This window comes from Streptomyces sp. NPDC107517, assembly GCF_055582645.1.
Genome location: NZ_JBVJPM010000003.1, coordinates 309,681 through 324,631, shown reverse-complemented (window position 1 = coordinate 324,631; position 14,951 = coordinate 309,681). Strand labels below are relative to the sequence as shown.

10 protein-coding genes and 1 pseudogene are annotated in these 14,951 nt (G+C 71.7%); 5 read left to right on the top strand and 6 right to left on the bottom strand.

The annotated features are described in order from the left end of the window. Nucleotides 1-16: 16 nt before the first annotated feature. Nucleotides 17-814, bottom strand: coding sequence for a DUF4389 domain-containing protein (locus ACZ67T_RS09245; RefSeq protein ID WP_469982693.1), 798 nt, complete (start codon nt 812-814; stop codon nt 17-19). A gap of 222 nt (nt 815-1,036) precedes the next feature. Continuing rightward, complete coding sequence (locus ACZ67T_RS09240; protein WP_469982692.1) at nt 1,037-2,572, bottom strand: AMP-binding protein; 1,536 nt, start codon at nt 2,570-2,572, stop codon at nt 1,037-1,039. Between the two features lie 188 nt (nt 2,573-2,760). Here ACZ67T_RS09240 and ACZ67T_RS09235 point away from each other — a divergent pair. Continuing rightward, nucleotides 2,761-2,892: pseudogene (locus ACZ67T_RS09235) on the top strand (nuclear transport factor 2 family protein); the annotation flags it as partial. Nucleotides 2,893-2,901: 9 nt separating this feature from the next. On the opposite strand, the gene ACZ67T_RS09230 reads toward ACZ67T_RS09235, so the two are convergent. The 3 genes from ACZ67T_RS09230 to ACZ67T_RS09220 all read right to left on the bottom strand — a co-directional run bounded on the left by ACZ67T_RS09230 (nt 2,902) and on the right by ACZ67T_RS09220 (nt 8,159). Beyond that, the gene (locus tag ACZ67T_RS09230; RefSeq protein WP_469982690.1) at nt 2,902-5,484 is read right to left on the bottom strand and encodes a polysaccharide lyase family 8 super-sandwich domain-containing protein; all 2,583 of its coding nucleotides are present in this window, start codon (nt 5,482-5,484) and stop codon (nt 2,902-2,904) included. 209 nt (nt 5,485-5,693) lie between these two features. Next, nucleotides 5,694-6,482, bottom strand: coding sequence for an MBL fold metallo-hydrolase (locus ACZ67T_RS09225; protein WP_469982689.1), 789 nt, complete (start codon nt 6,480-6,482; stop codon nt 5,694-5,696). 204 nt (nt 6,483-6,686) lie between these two features. Continuing rightward, on the bottom strand, nt 6,687-8,159 hold the full coding sequence (locus ACZ67T_RS09220; protein WP_469982687.1) for an MFS transporter: 1,473 nt from the start codon (nt 8,157-8,159) through the stop codon (nt 6,687-6,689). A gap of 153 nt (nt 8,160-8,312) precedes the next feature. Between ACZ67T_RS09220 and ACZ67T_RS09215 the strand changes: the two genes are divergently transcribed. After that, a complete protein-coding gene (locus ACZ67T_RS09215) occupies nt 8,313-9,254 on the top strand; it encodes a LysR family transcriptional regulator (RefSeq protein WP_469982685.1) in 942 nt (313 codons plus the stop codon). An 81-nt stretch (nt 9,255-9,335) separates the two neighbouring features. Here the strand turns inward: ACZ67T_RS09215 and ACZ67T_RS09210 are convergent, their stop codons facing one another. Beyond that, a complete protein-coding gene (locus ACZ67T_RS09210; protein ID WP_469982683.1) occupies nt 9,336-10,316 on the bottom strand; it encodes an SCO2400 family protein in 981 nt (326 codons plus the stop codon). Nucleotides 10,317-10,699: 383 nt separating this feature from the next. Here ACZ67T_RS09210 and ACZ67T_RS09205 point away from each other — a divergent pair, with 383 nt between their 5' ends. From ACZ67T_RS09205 to ACZ67T_RS09195, 3 genes are all read left to right on the top strand, one after another. After that, nucleotides 10,700-12,529 (top strand): glycoside hydrolase family 15 protein, encoded by a 1,830-nt coding sequence (locus ACZ67T_RS09205; RefSeq protein WP_469983087.1) that lies wholly within the window; start codon nt 10,700-10,702, stop codon nt 12,527-12,529. Nucleotides 12,530-12,641: 112 nt separating this feature from the next. Further along, nucleotides 12,642-13,037, top strand: coding sequence for a hypothetical protein (locus tag ACZ67T_RS09200; RefSeq protein WP_469982682.1), 396 nt, complete (start codon nt 12,642-12,644; stop codon nt 13,035-13,037). A gap of 586 nt (nt 13,038-13,623) precedes the next feature. Then, nucleotides 13,624-14,718 carry a YncE family protein gene (locus ACZ67T_RS09195; protein WP_469982680.1) on the top strand — a complete coding sequence of 365 codons (1,095 nt, stop codon included), beginning with the start codon at nt 13,624-13,626 and terminating at the stop codon, nt 14,716-14,718. Nucleotides 14,719-14,951 lie beyond the last annotated feature (233 nt).

Genomic DNA, 14,951 nt, shown 5'->3' with positions numbered 1-14,951 from the left:
GTGGGCCCGGGGGTGATCAGAAGCCGGGCAGCGAAGCCTGTACGGCGGCGGAGCCGTCCGCGCCGTAGCGGGAGCCGTTGACCGCCCCGCCGACGAGACCGAGCACGAGAAACGCCCCGACCAGGATCTTCGCTCCGGTCCCCAGGAACAGGGGCCGCGTCGGGGACGGGCCCGCGATGGTGCCGACGACGGCGTCCGGCGCCGACTGGTCGCCGAAGAGCCGCTTCGGGTAGGCGGGGGTCAGCAGCAGCAGGTACGCGCCGAGCCGCATCCGGTAGCGCAGGACCGCGGCCGTCGCCTCGAACAGCGGCAGCGGCGTCCGGCCGAGGAGCAGCACGACGAGCCACGACAGCACGGAGACGGCCCACCAGCCTGCGGTGGTGATCGCCCCGACGAGCGCCGCGGGGATCACCAGGAGCAGCCGGAGGAACACGGCCAGCCGGTTGAGGTGCACGGACTGGAGCACGCGCACCCGCACCGGGTAGCCCATCGGCTCGCCGAGTTCGAAGGGCGGATAGCGGCCGGTGAGGAGCATCGCGCAGGCGTTCACGCGGGTGTCGTAGCCGAGGAACCCCGTGAGGTACCGCTCGACCGGACCGGGCAGCCGCCCGATGAGCAGCGCCGCGAACCAGCCGGCGACCGCCGCGAAGAACGCCCCCACCGACAGCAGGGCGAGCACGACGAGATGCGGCAGGAGCAGCAGGAGCCGCACCAGCACGAAGAGCCGGTTCTGCCGCCCCGGATGCGGGATGTCCAACTCGGGCAGGGCCTCGGCCCCCGGAACCAGCGGGACCGTGCCGTAGTGGGGTTCCATGCCGGTAACTCTGCCGAGGGGACGGTACGCGGGCACCCCGGGTCGTCCGCCCGGGTGGACGACGGCGGCCGGCACGCACGCTCGCGGGGCGCCGGGATGCCCTGGCAGCTCCGGTACGAGGACATCCCGGGCGCCTTGCGCGCGCACGCACCGGCCGCCGCCGGGTGCGCGGATGACGGGAACTCAGGAGAGGCCGGGGCCCCCGCGGCGCCCGGGCGCCGCTCAGTTCACCCCCCGGTCCCGGCCCTCCCAATACGGCGCCCGCAGCTTGTACTTCTGGAGTTTTCCGGTTGCCGTGCGGGCCAGTTCCTCGCGGAACTCCACCGATGTGGGGGCCTTGAAGCCGGCCAGGCGAGCCTTGCAGTGGCGGATCAGCTCGTCCTCCGTGACCGTCGCGTCGGGGGACCGGACGACCAGGGCCTTGATCGTCTCGCCCCACTTCTCGTCCGGGACGCCGATGACGGCGACCTCCGCGACGCCGGAGTGGCTGAAGAGGGCGTCCTCCACCTCGATCGACGAGACGTTCTCGCCGCCGGTGATGATCACGTCCTTCTTGCGGTCGCTGATCGTCAGATAGCCGTCCTCGCCGACCGTGCCGCCGTCGCCCGTGTGGAACCAGCCGCCCGCGAGGGCCTTCGCGCTCTCCTCGGGCTGCTCCCAGTAGCCCTCCAGGATCACGTTCGAGCGGGCGAGCACCTCGTCCTCCTCGTCGGTGCGCAGCGTCACGCCGAGCGCGGGCGCCCCGGCCCGTACCAGCTTCTCGGCGCGCGCGGAGGCGTCCAGCCCGTCCCACTCGGCGCGCCCGCGGTTCACCGTGAGCAGCGGCGACGTCTCCGTGAGGCCGTAGATCTGGATGAACTCCCAGCCGAGTTCGGACTCGACGCGGGCCACCGTGCGCGTGGGCGGCGGCGCCCCGGCCACGATGATGCGGACCCGGTCGCGCCCCGGGATCGCGCCCTTCCAGGAGCGCGCGGCGTCCAGGACGGCGTTGACGACGGCGGGCGCGGCACACATCACGGTCACGCCGTGCTCGGCGACACGGCGCAGGATCTCGGCGCCGTCGACCTTGCGCAGCGCGATCTGGCGCACGCCGAGCGCGGACATGGCGAACGGCATGCCCCAGCCGTTGGCGTGGAACATCGGCAGCGTGTGCAGATAGACGTCCCGGTCGGTGACGCCCGCGTGCAGGGCGAAGGTGACGGCGTTGACCCAGATGTTGCGGTGGGTGATCTGGACGCCCTTGGGCCGGGCGGTCGTGCCGCTCGTGTAGTTGATCGTGGCGGTGGCGTTCTCGTCGGGCGTCCAGTCGCTCGGGTCCGCGTCGAAGCGGTAGAGCTCGGAGTCGGTGGCCGCCCCCATGGTGAAGCGGTGCTTGGCGGGGACCGAGGCCAGGCGGTCGGTCAGTTCGGGGTCCACGAGGAGGACGTCGGCGCCCGAGTGCGCGACCACGTAGCTCACCTCCTCCGCGGTGAGGCGGAAGTTGACCGGCACGAGGACGCGGCCGTAGCCGCTGACCCCGAAGAACGAGGTCAGCAGCCGCGCGCTGTTCGGCGACACGACGGCGACGCGCGCGCCGAGCGGCACCCCGAGCGCGTCGAGCCCGGCGGCCTGGGCCCGTGCCAGCTCGGCCACCCGGCGGTAGGTGAGATCCTCCCAGGGTTCGGCCGGCTGGACCGGCTCGTCGACCACTCCGATCCGGTCCCCGTAGACGGTGGCGGCACGTTCCAGAAAATCAAGGGCCCCGAACGGGACGAACATCCTGGCCTCCCGAGCACTGACGATGAACAACACATCTGGTTCTGTGCGGTGGTTCTGTCCGACCACAGCATGGGTGAACCGGGCCGCTGCGGCATTACCTCCGGCGTAATCGACCCCGGTCCGCCCGCCCGGCAGGCTGAAGGCATCCGGAGTCCGGGCGGCGCACTCCTCCCGGGCTCCGGACCCTCGTCCGACCTGGCTGGCTGGTGTCCGTCGCGGACGGCTCCGCGCCCGTCGCCGGATCCGACGTGATCTCGCTGGCCGAGGACGGCCGGATCCGTACGGTGCGGGGGTTCCTGGACCGGATCCCGGCGGCGTGACCCCTCCCTCTAGCGCAGCGTCACCTTGAAGCTCCGCCCGTACGCGTGACGGGTGTCCACGTCCAGGCGGGTGCCGCCGGGGACGCGGGACACCCGCACCTGCGGGTCCGCGGTGACCGGGCCGAGTGGGCTCCCGTGGAGCAGGACGCTCACGGTGTCGCGCTGTGTCGTCGGGTCCGCGACCGCGACGGTGGTCGGGTCGCCGTGGCGCCGCCCGCGCCGCACCAGCAGCGACGCCGGCCCCTCGACGCGCAGGCCCGCGGTCTCGTGCCGGCCGGGCGTGAAGGTGTTCGCGGCGGTCAGACCGAGGCCCTCGTGGGTGACGGCCTGGAGGCGCGGTGTGTTCGCGTGGACGGTCAGGGGGCCGTCGTGACGGGTGTACGAGCGCAGGGCGGCCGCCGCCGCATTGGGCACCAACGCATAGGCCAGGCAAGCGGGTTCGGCCCCCGCCGCATGGTCGACCGTCACGCCGAGGACCTCGCGGGTCACCGCCGTGTCCGGGTTCGAGGTGCGGACCACGCGGCGGCTGCGGGTGACCTCGTCGAGGGAGACCCGCACGCGCGGGGCGTCGAGGAAGACATAGCCGAGCGACGTGCCACGGGTCGTGTTGGCGTAGCGCAGCCAGTGCAGGTCGCCGGTGCCCGGACCGGACCACGGGCGGCCGTCGCGCAGCGCTCCGGTGACCGTGGTCAGGTCGTCCGGCGCGGCCGTGCGGGAGTCGACGGTCGTCGTCACGGCCCGCCCCGCCGCGTCGCCGACACCGGCCGCGAGGACCACGATCTCGTCGTCGAACAGGAACCACGACTTCGTCGCGGTCGCGTTGCGGTAGACCACGAAGTCGTCGGGCAGGATGCCCTTCTGCTTGTCCCGGTAGGGGACGTCGTCCGACTGCACCATGGCGGCCGCGCCGTACGCGCCGAGCACGGCGCCGCCCGAGTGCGGGCCGGTGCCGCACGGGAAGTAGACGTAACGGTTCTGCGACTCGGACGACGACGTGAAGTTCAGCGGGTGGCCCGGGTTGTCGTAGTACGGCTTCCCGTAGAGCTCGGGGACCGTGCGGCGCTCCTCGACCGGCGCGGTGACGCCGGCCAGCGCGTACGGCGAGACCGCCGTGAAGTAGTCGACGCCGTACGCCTGCGTCTGGTCCTGGCCGGACAGGTACAGGTAGTACGCGCCGTCGCCCTGGAACCACGGCATGAGGTTCTCGCCGCTCATGTACTCGTACTTGCTGATGCGGCTCGAACTCCGGGCGAGCGCGAAGGCGTAGCCCGGCCTGCGGTGCACGGTCCGGTCCATGGAGTTGAACGCGACCGTGCGCGCCGCGGGGTTGAGGTCCTCGGCGGGGACGGACGCGTCGCCGGTGATGTCGGCGTAGCGCGTGATGCTCACCGGCGAGACGAACGAGGACGGGTCGAGGGCGGCGCGCGAGGTGGCCCGGATGTGTTTGACGTAGCTCTTCAGCGCGGTGGCGTCGGTGCCCGCCGGATCGTCCGCGAGTGACGCCAGATCCACGACCGCCTCGACGACGATCGCGACGTCGGTGTAGCCGGTGTCCGGGCGGGACACCGCCCGGCCCTTGACGATCTCCATCATCCAGCCCTCGAAGATGAGCGGCGCGAAGCCGTTTCGCACCCAGCCCACGACGGTCGGCACCAGCTCCCCGCCGTGCGCGAAGCCGGTGCCGTCGAGGATCTTGAGGGTCTGCACGACCCGCGTGAGCAGGCCCTTCCCGTACGACCCGGTGTAGGCGACGGAGGCGTGCTGGATGAACGAGCCGTCGGCGTAGTACCCGTCCGTGACACCGTGGTCGAGGGCGTACGGGTCGATCGTCGCGAAGACCGTGAGCTGGTCGGTGAGGGCCTTGCGGACACGGGCCTCGCCGTCGGGGGCGCCGCCGCCGTCCGCGACGAGGAGGGCGCCCTGGAGGATGCGGTTCGTGGTGATGTCGGCGAGGTTGGCGCCCGTGTGGAAGCGCGAGTCGAGGTTCACGTCGCCGTCGGTGCCGTTGCGCAGGTACGCGTCCATGGAGGCGACGTAGGTGCGCAGGAGGTCCGGACGGTAGGCCTTCACCTCGTCGGCGAGGAGGACGAGGGTCTTGCTGATGTACTGGGAGAGGCCTATCTCCCAGTAGAACCAGTTGCCGTAGTAGCCCTTGGACTGGTCGCCGTAGTAACGCTCGTGCAGCCACGCGAGACCGTCGATGACGCGGCGCTGCACCGTCGCGCTGCCGTCCAGGTCGGGGGCCGCGCCCGGCGCGCGCGTCGCGAGGGCTGTCTCGTACAACTGCTTGTACGCGGTGTTGAGTCTGCCCTCGTCGGTGCCGAGCACGAGCCCGGCGAAGAGTTCACCGGGGCCCGCCGCGTCCATCGACTTCAGGTTCGCGCGGGCGGCCTTGTCGATCGCGGCGCGCTTCGCGGCCGTCTCCGGCCGGGCGTTGGACTCGGCGCTCCCGGCGAAGATCTCCACGGTGTTGGCCAGGAGCCGCGCGCTGTCCGCCGCCGCGTCGGCGGCGCTCGCCCGGCCGGTGGGGACCACCGTCATGAGACCGGCGGCTGACAGGGCGGACAGCAGGCGTCTGCGGGTGATCTCCATGGCTTCCTCCGCCGGTGAGTTGGCGTGCTGGCGGGCGGAGTCAAGCAGATGAGCCCGAGGGCGACAAGAGGTCCACGGGCCCGGAGGGAAAGCGCGTACTGCCCCTGTCCCGTACGGGTTTCGTCCTGCACGGGTCCTGTCCTGTACGGGCGCCTGTACGGGTGCCCTGTCCTGTACGGCTCCTGACCGCTACCGGTCCTGGCGCGGCGTCACACGGGAAGCCAGTCGGCGCCCTCCCCCTCCCCGTCCGGGACGACCCGGCCGAAGACGACGTCCGCGAAGTGGATGCCGAAGCCGAGGGTGCCCGGCTGCTGCAGTTCGCCGATCAGCCGGCGCCGGTGGTGCTCCGACCGGGCCGGGTCGCCCTCCGACACCGTGAACCACTCGGGGTGGCGCACCTGGAGCGGCGAGTGCAGCGCGTCCCCGAACGCGAGCAGGCGGCGGCCCCGCGAGGTGATGATGAAGCCGGTGTGGCCCACGGTGTGGCCGGGCAGCGCCAGCGCGCGCACGCCCGGGAAGATCTCCTCGCCGGGGACGACGAGCCGCAGCCGCCGCTCCAGCGCGGCCGGCGCCCCGGCGGCCGGCCCCGCCACCTGATGCCGGTTCTCCCACTCGCTCTTCGGCACCGCGAACGCGGCAGTGGTGAAGACCGGCGGATCCGCGCACGCCCAGCCGATGTGGTCCCGGTGCAGATGGGTGAAGGCCACGACCTCTATCTCGTCGGGTCGTGTTCCGAGCCGCGCCAGATTGTCGGGCAGCGAACCGCCGTGCACTGCGCCGATGTACGGGTGCTCGGGGTCCTCCGGCACGGAGTGCGGACCGAACCCCGCGTCGATGAGCAGCGCCCGCCCGCCGAACTGGACCAGCAGCCCGCCGGTGTTGGCGACGAGATGAGCGGTGTCGTTGAGATAGGCGCCACCGCCCCCAGCCCGGGGCGGCTCGGGCGGCTTGAACAGCATGGCGCCGTCCGGCACGTAACTGACCTTCAGCTCACCCACCTGCACAGAACACACGGCCGAAGGCCGTCGCAGTCGCCGGTCGTTCACGGTAGGTCTCCCAGGTGATGTTCCGAAGGGACGCCCTTAGGGGCACGGGCTCGGCCCGCGGATGTACGACGGCGGCAGCGCCCCGGACGAGCGGCGCGGGGAACGGCGCAAACGGCACACGCACCCCGCGACCCAATTCCCGCCTTCGCGGAACGGCTAGGCGCGCCTGCGCAGCACAGTCGCCGCGAGGCCCCCGCCCACCAGGGCGATGACACCCGCGGTGGCCATTCCGGCGTGCAGCCCCCCGAGCGTGGCGCCCGCGTCAGAACCGGCCCCGCCCGAGAGGGCATGCGTGCGGGCAGCGGCAATCGCGCTGAGCCCGGCCACGCCGATCGCGGCGACGTACTGCGGGAGCTGTGACAGGCCGCCCACAACGCCCTGGTCCTCCTCGCTGACGCCCGTGGTCATGACGGTGAGGAAGGAGACGACGCTGAGGACGTGGCCGAGGCCCATGACCGAGGACGTGATGACGAGCGGCGCGATGCTGCCGCTCTGCGGCAAGGTGAACATGGCGAGGGTGCCGGCACCCTGGATCAGCAGACCGGCCGCGAGGACCCGCTCGCCGCCGAACCGGCCGAGCAGCTTCGAGACGTACATGCCGCCGAGCATCGCGGCCGCGCCCTCACCGAGGTAGCTCAGACCGGCCTGGAGCGGGGTGAAGCCGAGGACGTCCTGCATGTAGAGGCTGAGCAGCACGGTCGTGCCGGCGCACATGCCGAACGTGACGACACCGAACAGGCCGGACCATCTGACGGTGGGGCGGCCCAGGACGCCGAGCGGGATCAGCGGCTCGGGGTGGCGCCGCTCGACCAGGAGGAACGCGCCGAGCAGGACGAGGCCGCCGACGACGGAGCCGAGCGAGTCGGCACGGACCCAGCCCTTGTCGCCGCCGTCGGAGATGCCGAAGACGAGACCGAACAGGCCGAGCGTGGCGAGGACCGCGCCGGGGATGTCCATGTGCCTGGCGGCGGCGGACTCCCCCATCACGGGCAGCGCGAGCGCGCCGGCCAGGGCGACGGCGCCCATGACGCACAGCACGACCATCGTCCAGCGCCAGCTGAAGCCGCTGGTGATGACGCCGCCGCCGAGCGCCCCGAGCACGAAGCCGAGCGACATGACGGCGCCGTTGAGACCCAGGGCGCGGGCGCGCTGCGGGCCCTCGGGGAAGTAGCCCGTCATCAGGGCGATGGCGGCGGGGGCGATCATCGCGGCGGCCGTGCCCTGGCCGGCGCGGGTGGCGATCAGGGTGCCGGGACCGTTGGCGAGGGCCGCGCCCAGCGAGAACAGGGTGAACAGGGCGACACCGAACGTGAAGAGCTTCTTGCGGCCCACCAGGTCGGCGACGCGGGCGAACAGCGGCAGCAGGCTCGCGGAGGGCAGCAGGCTCGCGGTGGCGACCCACTGGAGCGTGCCGGGCGAGGAGAAGCCGAGGCTGCCACCGATGTCGGGCAGCGCCACGGTGACGATGGAGAAGTCCAGGCCGCACATGAACGTCGCGCAGCACAGCGTGATCAGGACCAGCAGCCCTCGCGTGCTGAACGAGCTGTCGGCGGGGCCGGCATCGGCGACCGGCGGTGGCGGGGCGAGGACGTCGGTCTCGGTCGGCGGAGAGGACTCGGTGACGGCCATCAGGGGGGTCCTTTCGTGAGCGATCGGGCCTGACCAGCATCGAATCGGCGCATCTGCGCAACAAGAACGATCTGTGCAACGATCGATTCACCGGGCTCATGGTTCGAGGTGAGCGGGCCGGCGAGGGGCACGAGGCCGGGGACGGGGGAGGACATGGAACGCCAGGAGATCGAGATCTTTCTGACGCTGGCGGAGGAACTGCACTTCGGCCGGACCGCCGAACGTGTGGGTGTCTCGCAGAGCCGTGTCAGCCAGACCGTCGCCCGGGTCGAGCGCCGCATCGGCGCGAAGCTGTTCGAGCGCAGCAGCCGGCGCGTGACGATGACGGCCATCGGGGAGCAGCTCAGGGACGGCATCGGCCCGGCCCAGCGCCGTATCGAGGAGGAGATCGCCAAGGCCACGGCGGCCGGCCGGGGGATCACCGGCACGCTGCGGATCGGCTTCTCGGGGGCGTTCACCGGCCATCTGCTGCACAGCGTCGCCGCGGTGTTCGCGCGCCGTCATCCGGGCGTGGACGTGCAGATACGCCAGGTGCAGATATCCGACCCGTACGGGCCGCTGCGCGCCGGGGACATCGACCTCCAGGTCACCGAACTCCCGGTGGCGGAGGACGACTTGACGACAGGTCCGGTGCTGCTGTCGCAGCCGCGGGTGCTGCTCATGGCGTCCGCGCATCCGTTCGCGCGGCGCGAGACGCTGAGCGTGGAGGATCTGGCGGAGGCGACGCTCCTGACGGTGGCGAGGCCGGTGCCGGCCCACTGGCTGGACCATCACTTCCCGCGGCAGACACCGTCGGGGCGGCCCATTCCGCACGGCCAGGCGATCACGCACTGGGAGGACGCGCTGTCGCTGGTCCTCGCGGGCAAGGGGGTGACGCCGGTCGCTGCGGCGGGCGTGCGGTACTACGCGCGCCCCGGCCTGGTGTTCCGGCCGTTCGGTGATGCCCCCCGCATCGAGTACGCGTTCCTGTGGCCCGCCGACCACGAGACGGGCCGGCTGCGGGCGTTCGTGGGTGCCGCGCTGGAGCATGTGCGCTCCCTGGGCGGGCCCACCAGGGCACTGGAGACCCTGTGGGAGTCCGAGGGCGGCGCCTGAGGAGTCGTTTGCGCCGGTACGGGCGAAGGCCCGGCCCGGGGGTCAGAACCCCGGGCCGGGCCTCGGTCGTTGCGGCGATGCTCAGCTGATGCAGAGAAGGCCGAGTACGCAGATGGGCTCGGGCGACGCCGTGGAGGGGGCGGGCGTCGTCGCCTGGTCCCCGCCGGACGACCCCGAACCCGTACCCGTACCCGAACCCGTACCCGTACCCGAGCCGGAACCCGTGCTTGAGCCGGAACCCGTGCTCGAACCGGAACCCGTGCTCGAACCGCTGCCGGACTGGGCGGCCGGTGCGGGCGAGGAGGTCTGCGGGGCAGGGGCGGCGGGGGCGGCGGTGTGCGTGGCGGCGGCCGGCGCGGAGTCGGTGTGCGGCGCGGTGCTCCGGGCCGGGGCGGCGTGGCGCGGGGCTCCGGTCGGCGCGGCGGTCGTGGCCGGCGCGGGCGTGCCCGCCGGGCGGGCGTGGCGCGGGCCGGTGGCCTTGTGCGCGCGGTCGCTGCCGCTCCGCGAGGCGCGGTCGTCCGGCGTGTCCGTCGAGGAGTCCGTGTTGGCCAGGGCCGGCGAGGTGGCCACCGGGTCCGGGGCCGCGGAGGCGTGGGTGCGGTCGGGGGAGGCGTCGTTCGGCAGCGCGGCGATGGTGAGCCCGCCACCGACGATGGCGACGGCGGTCGCGGCGACGGCGCGGCGCTTGTTCTTCTTCCACTGCGCCAGCTTCCGCCGCCGGGCGGCGCGGCCGCCCTGCGAAGCGGCCACGGGCGTGGAGACCTCGACCGCGGCGGCCTCACCGCCCGCGTCGTCCAGGTCGAAGGCCTTTGCGGAGGAGAAGGCGTCGAAGTCGTCGAACGAGTCGGCGGGACCGGCAGAGCCGCCGCTGTGACCACGGACGTCGGAGGGGGACACCCCGAAGAACGACGAGGAAGCCGGGGAAGCCGAATGCGGCGACACCGACGAACGCGACGAGAACGACGTCGTCGCGGGCGGGGCTATGTCGGGGGCGTACGCGCCGCAACCCGGGCACACCAGTGCTCCGTTGAGGGTCCGACGACACGAGGAGCAGTAGTCCATCTTCGATCTTTCTGTGGCTGACTGCGCCGCCGGGACGCCGGGCATTTGGTCACGTTCGTACGCGAGATCGAGCGGCCAGCAACGCTATCGACGCTTTCCGAAGGCAATGCGGGCACGATGTGATGCTCTTGCGAAGATGTGTGACGCCTGTGACGGAAGGGGCCGGCGGGCACGGCCGCCATAACGTCACCGGTCGCCCGCCACTTGGCGCAGACCGGTCCCCCCGTCCGCTCCGGGACGGCCTGCTCCCGGGCGACGCCCCCGCAGGAGCGCACGCCACCCGGACAGCTCAACCGGCGTGGCCGGTCCCGCGCCCGGCGCGGAAGGTCGAAGCAGGTCGGCTGAGCATCCGCCGGTCAGTGACCGGACCGGAAGGGATCACCATGCGGCGCTACCCGCCCATCGCGGACCACGGAATGGTCGGAGACCTCCAGACCACGGCTCTCGTCTCCTCCGACGGCGTGGTCGACTGGTTCTGCGCGCCCCGGTTCGACTCGCCCAGCCTCTTCGCATCCCTCCTCGACCACGACCGCGGCGGTCACTTCGCGATCACCGTGGAGGGCCCGGACGTGACCACGCGCCAGCTGTACCTGGCCGACACCGCCGTCCTCATCACCCGCTTCCTCACCCCGCACGGAGTCGGCGAAGTCGTCGACTTCATGCCGCTGGACCACCCCGAGACCGTCACGGACCGACACCGGCTGGTCAGGGTGATGCGGGTGACCCGCGGCCGGATCCGCTTCGCGCTGACCTGCAACCCCCGCTTCGACTACGCCCGTGCGGTGCACCGGCTCACCCTGGACCAGGGCGCGGCGCACTTCGCGGGCCCTGACACCGACGCCCACCTCCAGACCCTGGGGCCCCTGGAGCTGGAGCGGGACGGCGAGGCCGTCCGGGCCTTTGTCGAACTGGAGCAGGAGCACATGGCGGCCGCCGTGCTGACGGTGTGCGCGACGGGCGGCGAGGCGCCCGCGCCCCCGACCCGCGAGAGCGTGAAAGAGGAGTTCGACGCGACCTGCGCGTTCTGGTACCGGTGGATCAGCCGCAGCCGCTACCGGGGCCGCTGGCAGGAGACGGTCCACAGGTCGGCGATCACGCTCAAGCTGCTCACCTACGCCCCCACCGGCGCTCCGGTCGCCGCCGCGACGGCGGGCCTGCCCGAGCAGCTCGGCGGTGAACGGAACTGGGACTACCGCTACACCTGGGTCCGCGACGCCTCCCTCTCGCTGCACGCCCTCTTCGGACTGGGCTTCACCGAGGAGGCGCACGCCTTCCGGCGCTGGCTCGCCGGCCGGCTGCTCGAGGGCCCGGACCACACGGTCACCGGTGAGCCGCTCCAGATCATGTACCGCGTCGACGGCGACCCGCACCTGGCCGAGGAGACCCTGGACCACCTGGAGGGCTATCGCGGCTCGGCGCCCGTCCGCATCGGCAACGGCGCCGCCAGCCAACTCCAGCTGGACATCTACGGCGAAGCGGTCTACGCCCTCACTCACACCGATGACCTCGCCCACGTCATGGGCTATGACGGCTGGCTCGGACTCTCCGACGTGCTCGACTGGCTGGCGCGGAACTGGGACCGCCCGGACGAGGGCATCTGGGAGACGCGCGGCGGCCGAAAGGACTTCACCTACAGCCGCCTGATGTGCTGGGCGGCCTTCGAACGGGGCATCCGGGTCGCCGGGGCGCTGGCGCGGCCCGCCGACCTGACCGCGTGGACCGATGCCCGCGACACCATCCTCCGGCAGATCATGGACCGCGGCTGGAGCGAGAAGCGGAGGGCGTTCGTCCAGCACTACGGCAGCGACGTCCTCGACGCCTCGCTCCTGCTGATGCCGGGGGTCGGCTTCATCACGCCACGGGATCCGCGCTGGCTCTCCACGCTCGACGCCATGGACGACGAGCTGGTCTCCGACAGCCTGGTCTACCGCTACGACCCCGCCGCTTCCCCCGACGGCCTGCGCGGCAGCGAAGGCACCTTCTCGCTGTGCAGCTTTCTCTACGTCGACGCCCTCGCCCGCGCCGGCCGCCTCGGCCAGGCCCGGTACGCCTTCGACAAGATGCTCACCAACGCCAACCACGTCGGCCTCTTCGCCGAGGAGATCGGCCCCACCGGTGAGCAACTGGGCAACTTCCCGCAGGCGTTCACCCACCTCGCCCTGATCACCGCTGCCCTGGCCCTGGACGAAGAACTCGACCGGGCCGGGCGATGACGCGCGGCCGGACCGGGCACGGAGGGCGCGCGGCAGGTGCGGTTGCGACGCCCATAGGGGCGACTAAAGTGAAATCTGGCTTTATGTGAGTAACTGCTCCAAGGGGATAGTTATGCTCGCAATGAAGAGAAGGCGGGTCGTTCTGAGCTCGGTCTTCATCGCCGCCTCCATCGGTCTTGCGCCCGTCGGCTGGACGCAGGCTTCCGCGGCCACACCGAGCGAGACCCACGTCAGTACAGGTGCAAGCGTCAAGGTTCCCCAGTCGCACCAGGACTACCGGCGCGGCTTCAAGGACGGCTTCCGATCCGGGTTCCACCAGGGGAAGGACCGCTGCAGGCACGGCAACCGGCACGACAACAGGCACGACAACGTGAACGGAATCGGGCATGCGGGCGGCAAGCAAGCCGCCACCGTCCACCACAAGAACGCCCAGCAGGACTACCGGCGCGGCTTCAAGGACGGCTTCAAATCCGGGTTCCACCAGGGGCAGAGGTCTTGCCACCGCTGAATCTGCGGTCGGACAGCGCACAGCCGACTGGCGAAACAAGGAGTCACGGGAGGGCGGCCGGTCCCTTCCGGAGTGAACGTCGACGGTGGGCCGTCAGGGCGCGCAGGGCTTCGGGTGAGCTAGCTCCGGAGCTCGCGAACACCTCCTACCGCGACCTGCTCATCGACTACGCGTGCGCGGGGCCGGGCCTGCCTGGGCATCTCGTGGCCGAGGCCCGCCGTATTTCCGAGAGCTGAACCTGTGATCACTGGCGGAACGCTCAGGGGCTGACCGGCTCCGCTTCTCCCCGGTGACCCCTCCGCCACTGGTTGCGCTTCCCGACAGCCCCACGTGCGGCTGGTCCGCGCCGACGGGGCGGCCGCTCTGTGAATGCCGCCCCGTCGGCCGGCCCCCTGGCGGAAGCCGGCCAGGAACATTACTGAGCTCAGGGGATAAGTCCCGGCAAGCGGTCACGTTCAGCGCAGTCCGACTGGCAGAGCACGGTGGCGGACCGAAGGATGTGCTGTGACGGTCGTGGACGCCCATTGCTGCTCAGCCGTCGCCCTCATCATGACGGCTCCCGAGAGCCGACCGGCCTGGAGGAAGAATGTCCCGAACTCCCCCTGAGCTCCTGCCAGGCGACGTCTCCGCATCCCCGCGCCGTAGGGCACTGCGCCAGTGGCTCAACCGGTTGAGCGTCGTCCTGGCGGCGTTCTCCATCGCCCTCCTGTCCGCCACGGATTCTCACGCCTATGCGGCGTCGCACAAAGACAGGCGCAGTGATCGCCTCTATGTCGCCAACGGCGGCTCGGACACCGTGTCGGTGATCAACACCCGAACCAACGCGGTCGTCGGCTCCGCGATCCATGTCGGCAAAGGCCCCGCCGGGGTGGCCGTCGACCGCGTCCGGGGTCGCGCCTACGTCGCCAACTCCGGCTCGGACACCGTGTCGGTGATCAACACCAGGACGAACAAGGTCGTCGGGACCGCGATCCACGTCGGCGTCCTCCCCGCCGGGGTGGCCGTCGACCGCGTCCGGGGTCGCGCCTACGTCGCCAACTCCGGCTCGGACACCGTGTCGGTGATCAACACCAGGACGAACAAGGTTGTCGGGACGGCGATCCCCGTCGGAGACTTCCCGTACGCGGTGGCCGTCGACAGCGGTCGCGGCCGCGCCTACGTGGTCAACGCCCACTCGTACACGGTGTCGGTGATCGACACCAGGACGAACAAGGTCGTCGGGCGCTCGATCCCCGTCGGCAACCTCCCCCTCGGGGCGGCCGTCGACAGCGTCCGCGGCCGTGCCTACGTGACCAACGGCATCTCGAAGTCCGTGTCGGTGATCGACACCAACACGAACTCGGTCGTGGGCTCCCCGATCCCCGTCGGCGGACTCCCCGCCGGTGTGGCCGTCGACAGCCGCCGAGGCCGCGCCTACGTGACCAACTCCGACTCGAACACCGTGTCGCTGATCGGGAAGAACACGAACGCGGTCGTCGGCTACCCGATCCCCGTCCGCTACGGCCCCGCCTGGGTGGCCGCCGACGCCCTCCGCGGTCGCGCCTACGTGGCCAACACCGCCTCGGACAGCGTGTCGGTGATCGACACCAGGACCAACACGGTCGTGGGCTCCCCGATCCCCGTCGGCAACGCCCCCGCCGGGGTGGCACTGGGTAAGTCGTTCCGACCCGCGCCTCACTGACCCTTCAAGGCCGGAGCCGGACGCCGAAGGGCACCTACGGAGATCCGTAGGTGCCCTTTTCGCTGGTGCCCCGGCAGCGACCACAACCTCACAACCGTGACCCGAGCACACAATCGGTCGGGGGCCGTTCCCCTGCGCGCTGTCCGTCGGACGTCGTGGGCGGCGTTGCCGGCATTCAGGTCGTCGGCGTCGCTTCAGCTGACGGCTCATCCTTTGATGCCGTCGGCGGGCCC